Genomic DNA, 19,378 nt, shown 5'->3' on the forward strand with positions numbered 1-19,378 from the left:
GGTTATTCTGTGAAATAAATGATATCATAGCAGTAAACATTATTAATGAAGGAGGGGTTTACATTGGCATTCATTATTTCATCACCGTGTAAAGACGAGAAAGCAGCTGAATGTGTTGATGTATGTCCAGTTGATTGTATTGAAGAAGGTAAAGACATGTTCTATATAGATCCAGATATTTGTATCGATTGTGGAGCATGTGAAGCAGTATGTCCAGTAGAGGCCATATACCATGAGGACGAGCTTCCTGAAGAGGAAAATGAATATATTGAAATTAATAGGAAGTTCTTCCAAGAATAACGGATACAAAAGAGGCTGGATAAACGTATTCAGTCTCTTTTTTTCACTTTTTTATAAATAACTTTTATAATAATCAAGATGAGTAAAACTAAAGGTGTTCACATATGTAGTCGATTAATTATTTTCGATAAAAATAAATCTAGGGGAAATGGGAAATGTTCAATAAAAAGGATGATTATATAGAGCAAGTTTTTTCGGTTTTTCGTTGGTTAATGTTAGTGGCGATTATGGTTGTTTATTATTTCACACCAGAAAACCATGTCTTTAACATTAACCAACAAGAACTACTTTATTTAGTCGGGAGCGGAGCTTTATATAGTCTTATTATTCAAGTAGCTTTACTAAAATTGAATACCTATACAAAAGCCAAGCTCAGGTTTTCTCAAAGTGGTGTTATTTTAGATTTATTCTTTATTTCAGCACTAATACTGGTAACGGGTGGAGCCTTAAGCTTATTTACGCCATTGTATTTTATCTGGCTATTACATGCTGCTTTAGTGTGGCGTATTAAAGGCGTACTTGTTGCTACTTTTTTCGCCTTTATAAGTTATTCAAGCATAGTCTTTTATTATGAACAGCTTTTAATTGAAGTGTTAACTTTTACCACCCATGCAATATTAATTGGTTTAGTTGGGTTATTCGCAGGGTTGTTGACTACAAGAAAGCAAGCATCTTCAATTGATCATATTAATTATAAAGATGAAGCTATGAAAGATTATATCTCAGGGTTATACAATCATCGTTCTTTTCAAAACACTTTAACGAAACTAGTTGAAAAGGATAAAGAATTTACGTTAATCAAATTGAACATTGACCATTTTAAAGAACTCAATGATCGTTATGGGTATGAAATGGGCGATCGTGTTTTAGCCATATTAGGGAGCACGATAGACTTTTGGGTTGAACCGAGAGAGGGTTACAACTTTAGGTATAATGGTGATGAATTTACCATCATACTATTCGAAAAGAATCGTAGGAAAATTGAACAGAATATTGAGCGGTGGAACAATTATTTCACAGAGCACGTACAAATGATTGATGATTTAAGTGAAGAAAAAGTGACACTAAGTTATGGAATTTGCTCATTAATGGAATCTGATGATCGTGATGAGTTGTTAAGACGTGTTGATCGTTGTGTCCATCAGGCTAAAGCCAAAGGGAGAAATAGAGCCGTCTTTGATGAGACGTTTAATGCAATAAAGAAATAAGCTAGGGGAATGACGAATGACAATAAAGGTCAAACCAAGTATTAATTTCGAAAAACTTTATGATATAACAAAGCAGTATAACTATATTGAAGAGCAAAATAAAATGATCCAGTTGTATGAAAAGTGGTCTAATAAGTCAATGGTGATTGGCTTTACTGGCCACTTTTCTGCTGGAAAATCTTCAATGATTAATGAAATTGTTGGTGAAGAGTTGTTACCATCAAGTCCCATTCCAACAAGTGCAAACATTGTTGAGATACAAAATGGCCAAGAACAAGTGACCTACTATTTTAATAAAACAAAATTTGCTAAAGAACCTGAGGTCAATATTGATCAAATTCAAAGGTTTTCAAGAAATGGCGAAGAAGTGGAATCCTTAACAATTGAAAAGTCGTTGCCGTTTATTCAAGATATCACTTTAATGGATACACCAGGAATAGACTCGGCTGATGATGAAGAGTTTAATCGAACGTTATCTCGTGTTCATTTAATTGATTATTTTGTTTATGTAGTTGATTATAACCATGTTCAATCAGAAGTGAACTTTTTGTTTTTAAATGAGTTAGAGAAAAAAAGCGTCCCTTACATGATTGTTGTTAATCAAATTGATAAGCATAATTCTACTGAGATAACGATGGAATCCTATCGGCATGCATTAGTTGAAAGCTGCGATAATTGGGGTTTAAATCCTGATTTAATCCTCTATACATCACTAAAGGAATTAAATCATCCAGAAAATCAATTGCATGCGTTACAACAACATATTGATAACCTGATTCAAAATAAGGTTGATTATGTTGAAAAGCGTGTCATGAATGAATTGAATGACATGATTACTCAGGTAGCAGAAAAGCAATTTGGTGAATATGACCATATTTCAAAAGAACAACTAGAGCTTAATGAACAACAATACTACGATTTGAAATCACGGATCGACGTCCTAAATAAGACCATTGATCAATTTAAAGCGTATTATTCAAAATCGATTGGAAAACTGGTTGATGAATCTTATTTAATGACATTTGAAATACGTGAAGCGGCAAAACAATACTTAGAATCGTTACAGCCAAAGTTTAAGGTGGGTGGATTGTTTTCTAAGAAGAAAACGGCTGAGGAGAAAGAACAACGCTCCAATCAGTTTATTCATAACCTTAATGAGCGCGTTAAGACTGAAGTTAACTGGCATGTCCGCGACTTCTTAATGAAAACGATAGAGGATAATGGGGTTCAAGACCAAGATCTTAAAAAACAAGTTCAACAGTTTGAATATGTTGTCACAGAGGAAGCATTACTAGAAAATGTAAACCCGTCAGCGGAAGTGAATGGCGATTATGTTTTACTATTTACAAATTTATTACAAAAGTCAATCGCAAGTAATGTTAAACAGCAGCTTTCAACTCATTTAGCTAAGCTTCATGAATTGCTTCAATTAGAAGTGGACCAACAATTACCTCAATTGAATGAACAATTATCTGAATTGGAAATGGGACTTAATCAATCTAAGCAATCAATAGATCAGTCACAAGAAATAAAACGGTTTGAGTCGACTTTTAAAAAGGCTTTAGTGGATGAGTATTCAAATAACGAAACTGTAAAAGCGGCATATCAGGATTATTTAAGCAGCTATCATCAAGTTGAAATAGAAGATGTATTATCTGAGGAAATTGTTAAAAATAGCCAAGAGGTTGAAGTAGATGATTCTTCATATCAACCAGTGTTTTCAGTTGATGAAGTGAAAAGAGATGCTGAACGAATTTTAAATAGTATAAAAGAAATTTCGATATTGGATCATTATGAACGACAGATCCGCACGAAGAATGACCAAATTAATGATATGTCATATACAGTTGCATTGTTCGGGGCTTTTAGTGCAGGTAAATCATCATTTGCAAACGCTTGGGTAGGCGATTATATTTTACCTGTCTCGCCAAACCCAACAACAGCTGCCATTAACAAGATTTCACCAGTTAATGAACAATATCAACATGAAGATGTCGTTGTTAGCTTTAAAACAGAAAAATCAATGATCAATCAAGTTAACCAAATCATTGCACCCATTACAGACGAAACATTCCAATCTGTTCAAGCTTTGAAGAAATTTATTCAGAAGAACATTAAAAAAATTACAGACCAATTATCTAAGATGGACGTTTCATTTGTTCAGGCGTTTTTAAATGGATTATCAGATTGTGAAAGCTTACTTGGTGACCAAAAGCAAATTACGATTCAAGACTTTCGTCAATACGTCACAGAGGAAAGCTTATCTTGTTTCGTTGAAGAGATCGTTATTTACTATGATTGTGAATTAACACGTTCTGGTGTCACATTAGTTGATACACCAGGCGCAGATTCCATTCATGCTAGACACACGAATGTTTCTATGCATTATGTGAAGCATTCTGATGTATTAGTTTATGTCAATTATTATAATCACGCTTTTGCTCGAGCTGATCGTGAATTCCTTAAACAGTTAGGTCGTGTGAAGGATGCATTCACAATGGATAAAATGTTTTTCGTGTTAAATGCTTCTGATTTAGCATCTAGTCGGAATGAATTAAAAATGGTTGAATCCTATTTACAAGACCAGCTTCAACAGCACGGAATTCATAATCCACAAACCTATCCAATTTCGAGTAAAAGATTAATCGAACAACCAGCATTAAAGCAAGAAGATGAACAGGCATTATCGTTTTTTGGTAGGTTTAATCACTTTATTGAACATGATGCCAAGGCAATGCTTACTTATAATTTAAAGTTAGAAGTGGATGCGCTGACATCTTTCGTTCATAAAACCGTTAATGAAATTGATCAAAATCAAGAAGAACAAGACCGCTTAATTGCACAATACAAACAAGAACAAGAACAATTAAGACAATACATTGAATCAGTAGAACCAACAGTTTATGTAAAGCAAATCCAAAAGCAAGTTGATGAATTAACACATTATGTTCATGAACGTACGAACATACAGTTGATGGATTTAATGAAAGACGTCATTAATCCAGCAACGATTACACAAAATGGTAAAAAAGGCCAAGAAGAATTACGTACAGCGTTAAAGCAATTATTTATTGACCTTAAAAAACGGGTGGAGAAGGAATATCAGTCTACTAATATTTTATTAGATTATCATTTCAATCAAGTAGGAAAATCATTTATTGGTGATCTAAATCATTATGTGGAAAAGAATACACAATTTGATCAAGTTTATTTTGAAGAACAATCATTAGATAATGCTACCCAACCGAATTTCATGGATGTTAATGACCAAATTGACTTAAAGGAATTAGTTTCGTTATATAAAAACAAGAAAGAATTCTTCGAGCAAAATAAAATCAAAGATCTTTTTTCACAATTAGAGAAAATCGTGGATGAGTATTTAGCTTCAGTCGTTACCCAATTTAAACATGCGTTTGAGCATCATTATGCTAATCAATTTGAACAATACCAACAAGAAGAAACATCGCGTTACTTAGAACTAGTTTATACATTGATTCATTCAAAACAATCAATTTATCAAGATGAAACACAAAAATCCAAGCTTAAACAACTTGACCAAATGTTATCCGACTAGCTTCGAATTTTCATTTTTATTCGACAATTCTAACAAATTATTTTATGATAAATGTAGTACTAGTTTGATAGAGAATAAATGATGCTAGTTTATCAAAAATGAAATTATAGGGGGAGACGATGACGACTAAGCGTAAAGTAAAAGCAGAAGATCTCTTTAACATTAGCTCAGTGACTGACCCAAGGTATTCACCTAATTGTTCTGAGGCCTTATTTATTAATACTGAGTTAAACGAGCAAGATAATAAGTATGTTTCAAACTTATATCATATTGATGTGGAATCGAATCGAGTAAGCCAATGGACATTTGGTGATTCACAAGTCTCTAATCCGAGGTGGTCACCAAATGGAAAGTCAATCATTTTCTTATCAAATCGTGATGACAAAAAGAAGCAGCTTTATATGATGTCACGCTTTGGTGGAGAAGCTAAAAAGTTAACGGATGAGGATGAAGGTGTGAGCCGTGTTGAATTCTCACCTGATGGAAAAAGGATCATCCTACAAACATCTGTTAAGGAAGACGAATTAAATAAGCCAGATCAAGATGATGATTCAGAAAGTGATAACTTGCCTAAACCGACTGTTATTAATCGAATGAAATATAAAGCGGACGGGGCAGGCGTTATTGAGAAAAAATATCAAGTTATTAAATTCCTTGAGCTTGAGAGTGAAAAAGTAGAAATCGTTAAGCAAGGGGAGCAAAACTTTATGTTTCAGACGTGGGTAAATGATACGCAAATTATTTATTCAACGGATGATTCAGATGACGATGATTTTAATTTTAACCATGAATCATATCTATTTAACCTTAAATCTAAAACAGATTTAAAATTATTTACCGAGGAAGGTTATGCATCAGGATTCACAGTGTCTCCAAATGGTGAACATTTATTGTTTGCACATATGGGGCGGACTTATGAAAATGCGACACATGCTGAGTTATATGCTTATCATATCTCAAGTGGCGTAACGGCTTGCTTAACAGAAGCTTTCGATGCACCAGTGGGTGATTTCCTAGTAGCTGATACGCAACAGCAGACAGTATTAAGATCTTGTAAATGGGTTAGTAATGAAGAGTTTTATTTCCCGGTATCAAATCAGGGAAATGTGGTGTTATATTATGGTCACATAGATGGTAGTTTATATCCAGCAATAAATGAACGTTTACATGTTTATGGTTTTGACATTGATGCAGGAGAACAAAAAGCTTTACTGACTATTAGTAAACCAACTAACCCTAGTGAGCTCTATGAACTCGAATTAACGACTGGCAATTTAACACAACTGACAGCGTTCAATGAAACGTTTATGGAAGAAGTTGAGATAGTTGAACCAGAGCCAATTAGTTATCATAGCTATGATGATTGGAAAGTTCATGGTTGGTTTATGAAGCCTGCTGGTTTTGATGAAGATGAAAATTATCCGATGGTTGTTAATATCCACGGCGGACCGCATGCATTTTACGGCAATTCATTTTTCCATGAAATGCAGTATATAGCAAGTAACGGTTATGCTGTCTTATATGTTAACCCACGTGGTAGCCATAGTTACTCTCAGGAATTTGTAGATGCTGTTCGAGGTGATTATGGTAATGGTGATTACCAAGATATTATGAGCGGTGTCGATTACGTATTGAGGCAATATGATTGGATCGATGAAAACCGTTTAGGTGTAACGGGTGGTAGTTATGGTGGCTTTATGACCAACTGGATTGTGGGTCATACGGATCGTTTTAAAGCGGCTGTTACACAGCGTAGCATTTCAAACTGGATTAGTTTCCGTGGTGTTAGTGATATCGGCTATTACTTCAATGACTGGCAAATTAAAGCGGATTTCAATGATTTAAATAAAATGTGGAAGCATTCACCTATTGCTTATGTTGACGAAATTAAAACACCGATTAAAATCATCCATAATGAACATGATTTCCGTTGTCCGATTGAACAAGCCGAACAACTATATGTTGCATTAAAATATCAAAAGAAGGAAACAGAATTTGTACGTTTTCCAGAGTCAGATCATAACTTGTCTCGTACAGGTAAACCAAATTTAAGAATTGAAAGATTAAATCATATCGTAAGTTGGTTTGATCAATATTTGAAGAAGTGAAAATAGATGGTAGGGCAAAGGAGTTTATTTATCGAAAAGTAGAAGTGAAACTACAATAAATTTGGTTCTAATTCAAATGTTGGGGTGCTTTTTTAAGAGCACTCCTTATTTATGCCATTTGGATTTGTATATCCTTATATTTATGATGCAATAACACTTTTCGTCGCAGGCGATCAAACCGCCGAAAACCAAACGCTTGGCGCTTAATCACTTTCGTCTGATTATTAATCTCTTCAATGTAACCATTGTGTAAGTTATAACCAAAGCTGTTCATGATTTCTTTTTGCCAATTCTGAAGCGTTTCAATCGCCTTCTCGAACTCGGGTATCGCTGATGTTCTTACGGTATCGTAAAAATCATATAAGTCCGTTTTAATGGTACTTAAGGCTTCAGATCCATTTAAGATATCAATCGGCTCTCGTTTGATGGGATCTGTGATGATGGTTTGAAAGCGTTCGCCATCTGTATCCCCCTTAAAATCATCAATCGCAATGATGGAAGGAAGTTGTTGCGTTTCCTTGTTGGTGAAACGCCGAATCGTTGGGCTGTATCTTTGAACGTTTTACCATGAATCGTTTCAATCCCTATAGCTTGATTGAACTCTTGTGATTGGCGCTGATAACGATCGACAAGATCATTCGTTTCATCAAATCGTTTCCGGCAAGTAATATGGTGACATTGATAGCTCCGTTTGCGATACCAAATCATCGTAGGGCGATTAATACTCGATTGTGTTTAATTTTTTGCCAGCGATAATCATGAACCTTTTGAGTCGATGTTTGGCATGCAGGATACGCAATCACCTCACACGGACGTTCGACATAGATGTGATAATAGCCATTTTCGTCTCGCGTTTCAATGACGTGAAAGCTTTCCAATCCTGGTAAAGTCATGTTATGATGCATATGCACGCAGCTCCTTTGCTTTGTTTTGGTGGTATAAAACAAGGATAACAAATAAGGAGTTTGCGTGCTTTTTTTGTTTCAACAAACCGCTAAGTTGGTGTCAGGTGAGGAGTGTCGGTGGTGACGCCTGCGGGAAGAGCACGCGTCTCGAGACCCCGCAGGCCACGCTTTTCGGCCGAGGAGGCTCGAGCCGTGCCCCGGCAAAGAAAACACTGCGACAAACGACCGTAGGGAAGTTTAAGCAGATGTTGCACTTGTGCCCTTTGGGTGCAAGCATCCACCGTAAGCGGATCACCTGACGCCAACGGCCGCCATCCAAAACCTCACTCTGAATTGTGTCTCTACCCCAACAAATATTGTAAAGCCATAAATTTGATGGGTGTTACTACTCGCTACAAGAAATATACTTCCTTAACGAAGCACAAAAATCCGAACGAGATCATTTAAAATGAATCGTTCGGATTTTCTGTTATCATACTGCTAATTTGTAGTTTGCACCGATAAACGCTATTAGATTTTATCATCCGAACTCAAATACTTAGCTCTATATGTGAGTAGTGTGGAATAATCGGTGTAAACTGCTGTCACAATTGAAGAGGGGCATTTTTATTATGTCCAATGTTTTTGTATGAACTGATCACGACCTGATTTATTACGATCATTTTGATATTCATCTGGATTCTTTTGATAAAAGTCTTGATGATATTCTTCTGCTAGGTAAAACGTTGAAGCAGCAAGGATTTCTGTTACTATAGGTTGATTAAACTTCCCAGAGTTATTAAGACGATCTTTGCTAGTTTCGGCTAATTGCTTTTGATCTTCATCATGGTAAAATATAGCTGTCCGGTATTGTGGACCACGATCATGGAATTGTCCATTAGGGTCAGTTGGATCAATTTGTTGCCAATAGAGCTCTAATATTGTTTCATAATTTATAATATTAGAATCATATGTAATTTCTACAGCTTCATAATGACCAGTAGTTCCTTGTTTAACCTGTTTATAAGTTGGATTTTCAACGCTCCCACCTGTATACCCCGAAACAACATTATGTACACCTTCCCATTGATCAAAAGGCTTAACCATACACCAGAAGCAACCACCAGCGAAAGTAGCACGTTTGATATTTTGCATTTACAACCATCTCCTTTTTCTGTTTTGATTATAGCAGTCGTATTACGCATTTAAAAGCAAAACACAGCCTTAATCACAGTCTAGGAGTTGAATTTTTAGAAAATTCCCCCAAAAAGATTATTTTTTTGCTAAAATATGTAGTAAGAATATTTAAAAGGGGCGCTATAAAGATGACGATTGAAGAAAAGTTAAATTCACTAGTGGAAAAGATGAACCAAGACCCTAGTGGGTTAAACAATTTGAATGCTACATATTCCTTTGACATTACTGATGAAGAAGGTATGGAGTGGGGGGTTAAAGTAACTTCTTTGAAAGTGGAATTATCACAATCAATGTATGATGAATCAGATTGTCTGTTAAGAATGAATGCAAAAAACTTTGAGAAGTTACTAGATGGTTCACTAAATGCTACTTCAGCCTTTATGATGGGAAAAATAAAAGCAAAAGGTGATTTAACTTATGCATTGAAGCTACAAAATGTATTAAATGAGTATCGTTAGTCAATTAAGTCTCCGAATTTGCTTGGGAGATTTAATTTTTAATCGTTAATCGTTTATAATAAGTAAAGGAGAGGGGGGCTCAATGATGAAAAAATTAAGTTTCATTTTATTGATGAGTGTTTTTAGTTTAACAGCATGTTTTGGTAGTGATGATGAGGAAGTTATGACACCTTATGATGAAATGTTAAACTACATATCATTGTGGGAAAATGAACAGTATCAAGATATGTATGATGATTATTTAACTGATGAAAGTCGAGATTCATTTTCCTATGAAGACTTTGGTGAACGATATGAAAACTTATATGACGTTTTAGACGTACATGACCTAACGCTTGAAATCTCAGGTGATACAGAAATGACAGAAGATGAAATAGAAGACTTAGAAGAACTTGAGCAGTACTCTATACCGCTACATATTAGTTTTAATACACTAGCTGGTGAAGTTGATTATGAGCTTGATGTCACATTAGAGAAAGCAGTCGAAGAAATTGAACAAGATGGTGATGTCATCACAGAGGAACAATGGCGGGTTAGTTGGCACCCTGAGTTAATCTTACCTAATCTTGAAGCAGGTGAAGATGTTAGGTATAACACTTTAGAGGCAAAACGTGGTGAAATACTTGACCGTAATGGAAATGAATTAGCGACTCAAGGTGAAGTTTATGAGGTTGGTATTACACCAGAAAACTTTAATGAATCAGACTTAAGTTCATTAAGCGAATCATTAAACTTAACAGAAGACTATATTGAAAATAAAATGAATCAAAGTTGGGTTCAGCCAGAACACTTCGTACCCGTCAGAAACATCACTTTAAATGAAGAAGAGATGGTGCAGGAAGCGACTAGTATCTCAGGGGTGACGACTAGAATAATAGTTGATCGTGTATATCCCTACGGTGAATTAGCAGCTCATTTGACAGGGTATATTGCACCAATCTCAAAAGAAGAGCTAGAGGAAATGGAAGGTGAGGGTTATACTTCATCCGATCGTGTTGGTAAAAGAGGATTAGAACAATTGTATGAATCTGAGTTAAGAGGGCAAAACGGTGTTGAAATTTATATCGAGAAAAATGATGGGTCAACTTACACCGTTACTGAACAAGAACAACAAGATGGGGAAGATATTCAATTAACAATTGATATGGGCATGCAAGAAAAGCTTTATGATGTTGTTGATGGTGAAGCCGGAACAGCTACTGTTATGGACCCTACCTCTGGTGACGTACTCAGTATATTAAGTTTCCCATCTTTTGACCCCAATCAGTTTATACTAGGTATGACTAATTCACAGTATGAAGAATTAATGAGTGATGAAAGTTTACCGACAGTTAACCGTTTCTCTTCGACTTATTCACCAGGGTCAACCATGAAACTGTTAACTTCGATTGTTGGATTCGAAACAGGTGTTTTAGACCCTGATAATATAAGGGAAATTGAAGGACTACAGTGGCAAAAAGACGATTCTTGGGGCGATTATCGTGTTACTCGTGTCAGTGATCAGCATACTGAGATTGATTTAGATGCTGCATTGAAGTATTCAGATAACATTTACTTTGCGATGCTTGGCCTTGATATTGGTGGAGAACAATTTGTAGATGGCTTAGAAACACTAGGTTTTAATGAATCATTACCATTTACTTACCCAATGACGACCTCGCAAGTCTCTAACTCTGGTAGTTTAGGGTCTGAAGGGCAAATTGCGGATACTTCATTTGGCCAAGGAGAGGTATTAATCAATAATACTCATTTGGCTAGTCTTTATGCAGGTGTGGCTAATGATGGTGTTTACATGGAGCCAAGGCTTATGCTTGATGAGTCTATGGAAGTGTGGTTTGAATCAATAATTAGTGAAGAAGATAATGATATGTTAAAACAATCTTTAAGAAATGTCGTATCAGAAGGAACAGCAACAGACTTCGATATATCGGGGCGTGAAATGGCTGGTAAAACAGGTACTGCTGAGCTAAAAGCTAGTCATGATGATGATGATGGTGCACAAAACGGCATTTTTGTATCATATGACCAAGCTGATGCATCCATTTTACTAAGTTTAATGATTGAGAACGTCGAGGATCAAGGTGGAAGCGGCTATACAGTTGAATTAAGTAAAGAATTCTTTGAATCACTTGATTAAACAAAACGGGACTGACAATAAGTGTCAGTCCCGTTTTGTTATGAATCATATCCAAGGTCTTCTAAGACATCGAGTAATAAATCTGGTCGATCTGTTATAATACCATCTGCACCAGCCTCAATTAACTCTCGCATTTTGTCTGAATCATTAATCGTCCAGTATGTTAAATGTAAACCTAAGCGCTCAGCCCCACTAATGACATCATTCGTTGTTAAATCGAAACCACTTTCATCTGTTGGAATCAAAACCGCATCAACACTAGGATTATATAAGTTCCTTAAGAATATTTTATGTGTAATGATAAAGTTTCTAATCTCTTGTCTTCCCCCAGCTACAGCAATGTCATACGGATCCTTATCTTGTAGGGCTTGAATGATATCTTGATCAAATGAGCTAATTAGAACTTGTTCTTGCATATTATGTTCGCTAATTAACTGAATGAGTCGATCCAGCAGCTCGTCAACCCGGTCATCAGGATTCGTGTTTTTAATTTCTATAACAAACCGTTCATTAGGAAACGCTTCAAACAATTCTTCTAACGTTACTAACTCTAATCCTTCATCACGATAAGGGTGATTAGCTTGCTCATCCTCAAAATAATAACCGGCATCTAACTGTTTCAATTCATCTAATGACATCTCTGAAACAGTTCCAGTTCCATCAGTTGTCCGGTCAACAGAAGGGTCATGAATATTAATTAAATAACCATCTTCTGAAATATGTAAGTCTGTTTCTAAGGCATCCACTCCCAGTTCAACTGCATTTTCAAAAGCTACCATTGTTGAAGATGGTTTAAGGTGCTCACCACCCTGATGGGCAATGACTAGCGGGCGGTCATTCTCAAAGAAAGGCTTAGGACTAACTGAATGCATAGGGATTAAGTAAAGAAAGATATAGATCGCACCTAAAATCGTAAGACCAATTGAAAAGGTTTTTTTATATGTTTTCTTGGATTTATGCTTCCCCATTAAGAAATCTCCTTATAAAATTATTCTATAAATAAATGTACTATAATATATTCTATTAGACAATCTTATTTAGTAGTACAATGAGTTGACCATATAATAGTTATGCCTACTTAAGTTTTATTTAACTTTTACTTTAAACGTGATATGATAAGGTTGAATTTTGATAAAGGGGGATGTACGATGAGTGAACAAAAACCAATTATTCAAGTTAGAGATAATGGATCGATTTTAGTTAAAGGTGATGTAACGTTGTTAGATGCTGAAGGTAATGAGTATGAAACTAAACCGGCATTCTCACTTTGTCGTTGTGGCGCTTCAAAAAATAAACCTTACTGTGATGGGTCACACAAAGAAATCGAATTTAAAGACAGTTCTAGAGTTTAAATTACATAGAAGGTCCCTCGCAGTAAGTTGTGAGGGACTAAACAATTATTATTTACTTGAATAGTATTCAAATGCATCTTTTGCTAGTGTTACACCTTGTGCAAAGGCTGCACCACCACCTAAAGCAGCACTGACACCAATTGCTTCTGTTACTTCTTCTTCTGATGCACCGTTCTCAACAGCACCTTTCATATGATAAATGATGCAATACTCATCTTGAGAGTAAATGCTTACGCTTAAGGCCATTAATTGCTTATGTTTTTTGTCTATTGCACCATCAGCAAAACAAGCCTCTGTGAAATCGAAAAAACTTTGAGTAAGGTTAGGTAGTTTGTCTTTAAATGCGTTCGTACCTTCCTTATAATGTAGTAAAGCATCATGGAAAAACGCTTCCATATCTTCTGAATGTTCGATACATATCACTCCTTTTTAGACTAGACACATTCTTATCGTGATTTATGATGAATAAAATATACATAAAACATTTTACTAACATATAATAAAAGTGTATTTTCTTGTTTGGTGGGAGGAGAATAAGGTGAAGAAGCCTGTTGTAGGATTAACTTTGTTGGTATGTATTTTGGGTGTGTTTTTGGTCTATATGCTATTAAATAACTTGTACGAACATGAAGTTAACATGAAAGCTAGCGCAAATGAATTATTGGTCAATAATCATTCACTTGAAAGGTCTTTGATTGAACTACAATACGAGCGGGAGAATACAACAAATGAAGAAGTAGAAGATGATGATTCTGATGAGGTCGTTTTAGAAGAAATAGAAGAAGAAGTGGATGAAACTATTTCTGATGAAGAATTAACTGAAGAACTTATAACAAAAATGAATCGTTATCGCGAAGATCGAGGTTTAACACAGTTTAATACTCTAGAAGATTTACATGAAGCAGCAACGTTAAAGTCTGCTGACATGAAAGATAACCATTACTTTGATATGGAGTCCCCGAATTTGGGGAATGCAAGTGACATTATTGGCTCTTATGACATTCCATACTTTTCAATCGCAGCAAGTTTATCAGCGGGAGTGCAAGATCCAGTGCGTGTTTTTGAACAATTGAAAGATGGTAATTTTTCTAATTATTTATATGACCCAGAATTTACACATGTGGGAGTTGGTTATGAAAGTGGAGGGAGTTACGGGCATTATTGGACAGTTTATTTCATTGACCACCCAATTGAGCAAGATGTTGATGAAATGGAAGAGCTCGTATTTAAGATCGTCAATGAAATTCGAGAAGAAAACGGTTTAGATCAATTTTTAAGACATGATGATTTAGCTGAAGTGGCTCGTATGAAATCAGAGGATATGCGAGATTACAATTATGTAGCTCATGAATCCCCTAACTATGGTGCTCCTTACGAGATGGTGGAACATTTTGAAATTGACAATAGAGGTTCAGCAGAAAACATTGCTGCTGGTCAGAAGACACCGGAGGAAGTTGTGGGTGGTTGGATGAATAGTGACGGCCATCGCGCGAACATTCTTAACGAAGACTTAACTCACTTAGGTGTTGGCTTTGCACAAGGTGGCGAACAAAACAGTTATTGGACCCAGCTTTTTATAATAGAATAGTCTAATAGGGTTTATTGCTTTAATCAAAATTGATAAAATCAATAATATGAGACGGTTTAAAGAGATTCTCAACCTGATTGTGGGTTGAGGTTTTCTTTATGTTAGATCTGTTAAAGTATAGTGCACTAAAAGTGATTCGCTATTCCAACAACGGGCTTTAACAGATGCTTATGTTAAAATGGAATGAAGAAAATCAGATAGGTGGTTATCGTTTGCTTGTATGTCAACAGAACATAATTAACTACATAAAGGAACGTCCATGGTTAATTGCTTTATTAATTTTCATCACTACTATAATTTGGGGCTATGCTTGGACGTTAATGAAAGAAGCTTTACAATACATGGGACCTTTTACGTTTTCAGCTTTCCGCTTTGGTGTCGGGGCCCTTACGATGTTTATCATTTTATTTCTCTTTAAGATTGGTATACCTGAACGCAAATATTGGAAGCATTTAGTAATCATTGGTCTATTACAAACAGCCGTTGTATTCTTACTGGTGATGTATGGCTTAAAGTTTGTTGAAGCAGGTAAATCTTCTATTCTATTATATTCGATGCCAATTTGGAGTAGCCTTTTAGCAGGTATAATTTTAAAAGAAAAGCTGGCCAAGCCCAAAGCGATTGGATTATTTGTAGGGCTTGTTGGCTTGTTGACGATCCTAGGGTGGGATTTGTGGTTAGAACAAGAACCAGCTGTTATATTTGGAGAGCTATTAATTGTAATTTCTGCGATCTCTTGGGGCTTATCGAACGTTTATTATCGTAAATATTTACAGAAGTTATCACAACTTCAAGTGAATGGTTATCAAATGGCATTTGGAGCAATAGCTATTATTGTTGTTGCTATAATAGCAGAATCAGATCAAGCCATCGTATTAAATGGAGAAAGTATTTATTACATCTTGTTCACAGGTGTATTAGCTTCAGCGTTATGTTTTACGTTATGGTTTGTGCTCTTAAGCGTTATTGATATGGTGACAGCGACGATCTCTACCTTACTTGTACCGGTGTTTGGCTTATTTTTCGGTTGGTTATTATTAAATGAGTCATTAACAGCAAGTATTTTAATCGGTTCAACATTAATTATTATTGGTATTATCATTGCGAATATATATAAAACAACTGCCCCTTAAGTGAGCTCACTTAAGGGGCAGTTGTTACACTTATGGCTTAGCGATAAGCTTAAAATAACAATAACCCAATTGCAATGGGGATAAAGCTCCATACGAGAATAATTAAACAAAAGCCCATGATGTCCTTAACTTTAAGTCCTGCAATTGCAAGAAGTGGTAACGCCCAGAACGGTTGGATCATATTCGTCCATGCATCACCCCATGCAACAGCCATGGCAGTCTTTGCCGTATCAACACCTATTTCCATCGCAGCTGGGATCATAATGGGTGCCTGCACAGCCCATTGACCACCTCCAGATGGAACGAAAAAGTTAACTATACCAGCACTTAAAAAGGCAAATAAAGGAAGGGTTACTTCATTTGATACGTTAACAAACATCGTCGACATCTGCTCTGATAGCCCTGAGGCAACCATCATTCCCATGATCCCTGCATAAAACGGAAATTGAATAATAATTCCACTAGCATTTTTGACCGCATCTGATACACTATTTAGAAACTTACGAGGCGTCTTGTGAAATAGTATGCCTAAAAATAAGAAGATGAAGTTGACAATGTTAATGTTCAAATCAAATCCGCTTGTTGCAAAATGGTAAAAAATAAAGGCTAAACCTAGTAATCCAATCACCATTGAGATCACTTGACTATGCTCTAGTCGATCAGAAGGCGTCATTTCTTTTGGGTTTGGTTTTGATTCTTTAACTGGTTGTGTATGTGTCTTGAGTAATTCAGGATCGATATTTGAATTACCATCACGTGCCTTTAATAAAAACCAATTAAGGATGGGGAGTGTAATTAATAGAATGAAAACGATAAATAAATTTAATTCACTAAATAAGGTTTCTGTAATAGGAATTTGTCCTATCAAATCTTCTAAAAAATGCCCTTCAGTTGCGATTGTGAGGGGAACAGAGCCAGAGAAGCCTCCGTGCCAAAGTAGGAACCCACTATAAGCGGCTGCGATTAATATACGGTAATCAAGTGAAGGGATGCGCTTAGCGATATGAATCGCTAGTAAGGCACCGACAACAAGTCCAAAGCCGTAGTTAATTAAACATGCGACAGAAGCAACTACAGTAACTAATACAATTGCTTGCCCAGGGGAATTTGCCATATTACTAACTTTAGATAATATGCCTTTGACAAATGGTGTGTTAGCTAGTATATAACCCGTAATGACGATTAAAGACATCTGCATCGCAAAATCTAGTAAATCCCAGAAGCCATGCCCCCAGTACTCAACCATGTTAACTGGAGTACTATTAGTGAAGACTAGTCCAAGTATAAATACGATAATCGTTAAAATAATAGCAAATAGAAAGGCATCTGGTAAATAACGTTGAACTAGACGATCACTAAAAGCTGTGATCGATTTAAGCATAAAAGTTATCCTCCTTTTAATAAGCATTTAATAAATCTTATTAACCAAAGAGTCTTAATATTCAGATAATGTCGTTGGGAAAATTCTTAGAATGGCTGTCGAATTACTTTGTAAACTATTGCAAGAAGGAGTCGTTTTATGCGCTTACCTGGGAAATGAGATTGAAATAATTATGACTGTCTTTTTAGAAAAATATAAAAAATATAATATTATATCCGATATAAAAGGAAATCGCTTGATTGAGGGGGAGTCAAAATTGAAAACTATTAAATTTAAATTAACAGTGTTAATGCTTACGTTGTTGATTGTACCGCTTGTAATCATTGGAGTTGTTTCTTATAGTCAATCATCTGTTTTAGAACGAGTGGTTATACCTAAAGAAGAATTAGAAAAAGAGAGTTCACAAGCTCTAGATGTATTTGAAGAGTATGAAGTATTACTGAATACATATAGTCAGGTAGAAGAATTACAGTATATAACGCATGATATTCCGGGTTCTGATACGACTTATGATAATATGCCTGCTACAAATGACCAGGATATGACAGCTTATTATGAAAACTATTTAACAGAATATGCCCAAGGATATGATTATATATTGAATTTATATTTCGGAACGCCTGATGGTTCATTATATTTGAATGATATACCAGAAACTGACTTATCAGATTACAATTCTACTGAACGTGATTGGTATGAGCAAGCAATTGCGAGTGAAGGTGAAGTCATATGGACCGAACCTTATATGGACGCTGCGACTAATCAATCGATTATTACCTTAGCAACAACTATTACTGATGACCAAGGAGAAATCATTGGTGTAGCAGCAATTGATTTCCAAATGTCAAAGCTAGCAACATTAGTTAGGCAAGAGACAGCTCAAACAATGGGAATGATCGGCTTAATTTCAGTTGTTATTGGCTTAGGCGTCGTATTTTTCTTCGTGCGTTACATGAATAAACAAATCAATACGGTTTATAGTGGATTACAAAATGTTGCGAACGGAGATTTAACAAGACGAATTGAAGTTAACAGCAAAGACGAATTTGGTGAATTAGCAGCGCAATATAATCAAATGCTTGACCAAATGCATGGTTTAATTAAACAGGTAGTAGAATCTTCACAACAAGTTGCTGCATCATCGCAACAGCTAAATGCTAATGCTGATGAGACCAGTAGAGCAGCAGAACAAATTGCGAATTCGATTCAACAAGTATCACAAGGCAATGAAGAGCAAGTTCAACAAGTACAGGAATCAACACAGTATGTAACGGATATTTCTTTAGATATTAAAGAAATATCAACGAGGGCAAAACGAGTTAATGAATCATCAGAATCTACTTCACAACAGGCTTCAAGTGGTGAGGAAGTCGTTAAACAAGCCGTAAATCAAATGGATGCTATTAGTCAAAACACAGAATCAACACGAGATATTATTCAAAGTTTAAATGAGCATTCTAAAGAGGTTGAGAAAATTTTAGATATAATCAATGACATATCTGAACAGACAAACTTACTAGCATTAAATGCAGCAATTGAAGCGGCTAGAGCTGGTGAGCATGGTAAAGGGTTTGCGGTAGTAGCAGATGAGGTTAGAAAGTTAGCAGAGCAATCGACTGAATCGACAGGTAAAATCTCGAATATTATTACAGAGATTCAAAGTCAAACACACCAAGCTGTACAATCAATGGAAAATGGAGTTGTGAATGTAGAGGAAGGAAAAGAACTTGTTAATAAAGCGGGTCATTCCTTTGAGGATATTGCACATGCTGTTACACTAGTTTCACAACGAATGCAAGAAGTATCTGAATCGATCGGGCAAATTGATGAAAGAAGTCATAAACTAGTAACTTCAATGGAGTCTGTTTCTAGTCAAACAGAACAAGCTTCTAGTTTAGCTGAGGAAGTGGCAAGTGCTACTGAAGAGCAAACGGCTAGTGTGGAGGAAGTAACTTCAGCAACTGATGCATTAACTCATATGGCTGAAGAACTTCAAGATGCTGCGAGTAAATTTAAAGTAAAATAATTTAAATAAAGTGTAAGACACCTCAAAAGTTT

Annotated in this window: 17 protein-coding genes; 10 read left to right on the forward strand and 7 right to left on the reverse strand. The window is 35.7% G+C overall.

The features are described from left to right. Positions 1 to 63 precede the first annotated feature (63 nt). The 4 genes from ABDZ63_RS06730 (at position 64) to ABDZ63_RS06745 (ending at position 7,190) form a co-directional block, all read left to right on the forward strand. Complete coding sequence (locus ABDZ63_RS06730) at positions 64 to 300, forward strand: ferredoxin family protein (RefSeq protein ID WP_307065967.1); 237 nt, start codon at positions 64 to 66, stop codon at positions 298 to 300. Positions 301 to 455: 155 nt separating this feature from the next. Further along, positions 456 to 1,508, forward strand: a complete 1,053-nt coding sequence (locus tag ABDZ63_RS06735; protein WP_343782594.1) for a GGDEF domain-containing protein — start codon at positions 456 to 458, stop codon at positions 1,506 to 1,508. Positions 1,509 to 1,524: 16 nt separating this feature from the next. Continuing rightward, positions 1,525 to 5,082, forward strand: a complete 3,558-nt coding sequence (locus ABDZ63_RS06740) for a dynamin family protein (protein WP_343782595.1) — start codon at positions 1,525 to 1,527, stop codon at positions 5,080 to 5,082. A gap of 119 nt (positions 5,083 to 5,201) precedes the next feature. Next, positions 5,202 to 7,190 carry a S9 family peptidase gene (locus tag ABDZ63_RS06745; protein WP_343782596.1) on the forward strand — a complete coding sequence of 663 codons (1,989 nt, stop codon included), beginning with the start codon at positions 5,202 to 5,204 and terminating at the stop codon, positions 7,188 to 7,190. Positions 7,191 to 7,299: 109 nt separating this feature from the next. On the opposite strand, the gene ABDZ63_RS06750 is transcribed toward ABDZ63_RS06745, so the two are convergent. The 4 genes from ABDZ63_RS06750 to msrA form a co-directional block, all read right to left on the reverse strand. After that, complete coding sequence (locus ABDZ63_RS06750; protein WP_425541954.1) at positions 7,300 to 7,686, reverse strand: transposase; 387 nt, start codon at positions 7,684 to 7,686, stop codon at positions 7,300 to 7,302. Further along, positions 7,590 to 7,898, reverse strand: coding sequence for a helix-turn-helix domain-containing protein (locus ABDZ63_RS06755; protein WP_343782597.1), 309 nt, complete (start codon positions 7,896 to 7,898; stop codon positions 7,590 to 7,592). The genes ABDZ63_RS06750 and ABDZ63_RS06755 overlap by 97 nt, the downstream gene beginning before the upstream one ends. Further along, positions 7,895 to 8,095 (reverse strand): hypothetical protein, encoded by a 201-nt coding sequence (locus ABDZ63_RS06760; protein WP_343782598.1) that lies wholly within the window; start codon positions 8,093 to 8,095, stop codon positions 7,895 to 7,897. The genes ABDZ63_RS06755 and ABDZ63_RS06760 overlap by 4 nt, the downstream gene beginning before the upstream one ends. A 609-nt stretch (positions 8,096 to 8,704) precedes the next feature. Further along, on the reverse strand, positions 8,705 to 9,229 hold the full coding sequence (gene msrA / locus ABDZ63_RS06765) for a peptide-methionine (S)-S-oxide reductase MsrA (protein WP_343782599.1): 525 nt from the start codon (positions 9,227 to 9,229) through the stop codon (positions 8,705 to 8,707). A 170-nt stretch (positions 9,230 to 9,399) separates the two neighbouring features. Here msrA and ABDZ63_RS06770 point away from each other — a divergent pair, with 170 nt between their 5' ends. Next, entirely contained in the window at positions 9,400 to 9,729 is a 330-nt protein-coding gene (locus ABDZ63_RS06770) for an SCP2 sterol-binding domain-containing protein (RefSeq protein WP_343782600.1), read from the forward strand. Positions 9,730 to 9,814: 85 nt separating this feature from the next. After that, positions 9,815 to 11,866, forward strand: a complete 2,052-nt coding sequence (locus tag ABDZ63_RS06775) for a penicillin-binding transpeptidase domain-containing protein (RefSeq protein WP_343782601.1) — start codon at positions 9,815 to 9,817, stop codon at positions 11,864 to 11,866. 38 nt (positions 11,867 to 11,904) lie between these two features. Here the strand turns inward: ABDZ63_RS06775 and ABDZ63_RS06780 are convergent, their stop codons facing one another. After that, entirely contained in the window at positions 11,905 to 12,834 is a 930-nt protein-coding gene (locus ABDZ63_RS06780; RefSeq protein WP_343782602.1) for a glycerophosphodiester phosphodiesterase family protein, read from the reverse strand. A gap of 144 nt (positions 12,835 to 12,978) precedes the next feature. Here ABDZ63_RS06780 and ABDZ63_RS06785 point away from each other — a divergent pair, with 144 nt between their 5' ends. Further along, a complete protein-coding gene (locus ABDZ63_RS06785) occupies positions 12,979 to 13,218 on the forward strand; it encodes a CDGSH iron-sulfur domain-containing protein (protein ID WP_343782603.1) in 240 nt (79 codons plus the stop codon). 48 nt (positions 13,219 to 13,266) lie between these two features. Here the strand turns inward: ABDZ63_RS06785 and ABDZ63_RS06790 are convergent, their stop codons facing one another. Beyond that, a complete protein-coding gene (locus ABDZ63_RS06790; protein WP_343782604.1) occupies positions 13,267 to 13,614 on the reverse strand; it encodes a carboxymuconolactone decarboxylase family protein in 348 nt (115 codons plus the stop codon). 142 nt (positions 13,615 to 13,756) lie between these two features. Here ABDZ63_RS06790 and ABDZ63_RS06795 point away from each other — a divergent pair, with 142 nt between their 5' ends. Together ABDZ63_RS06795 and ABDZ63_RS06800 are read left to right on the forward strand one after the other, a co-directional pair. Beyond that, positions 13,757 to 14,806 carry a CAP domain-containing protein gene (locus ABDZ63_RS06795; protein ID WP_343782605.1) on the forward strand — a complete coding sequence of 350 codons (1,050 nt, stop codon included), beginning with the start codon at positions 13,757 to 13,759 and terminating at the stop codon, positions 14,804 to 14,806. Positions 14,807 to 14,976: 170 nt separating this feature from the next. Continuing rightward, a complete protein-coding gene (locus ABDZ63_RS06800) occupies positions 14,977 to 15,939 on the forward strand; it encodes a DMT family transporter (RefSeq protein WP_343782606.1) in 963 nt (320 codons plus the stop codon). 49 nt (positions 15,940 to 15,988) lie between these two features. Here the strand turns inward: ABDZ63_RS06800 and ABDZ63_RS06805 are convergent, their stop codons facing one another. Continuing rightward, entirely contained in the window at positions 15,989 to 17,320 is a 1,332-nt protein-coding gene (locus ABDZ63_RS06805; RefSeq protein ID WP_343782607.1) for a short-chain fatty acid transporter, read from the reverse strand. A gap of 256 nt (positions 17,321 to 17,576) precedes the next feature. Between ABDZ63_RS06805 and ABDZ63_RS06810 the strand changes: the two genes are divergently transcribed. Beyond that, positions 17,577 to 19,346 (forward strand): methyl-accepting chemotaxis protein, encoded by a 1,770-nt coding sequence (locus ABDZ63_RS06810; protein WP_343782609.1) that lies wholly within the window; start codon positions 17,577 to 17,579, stop codon positions 19,344 to 19,346. Positions 19,347 to 19,378: the final 32 nt, after the last annotated feature.

Source organism: Alkalibacillus silvisoli (assembly GCF_039521975.1).
Lineage (GTDB): Bacteria > Bacillota > Bacilli > Bacillales > Alkalibacillaceae > Alkalibacillus > Alkalibacillus silvisoli.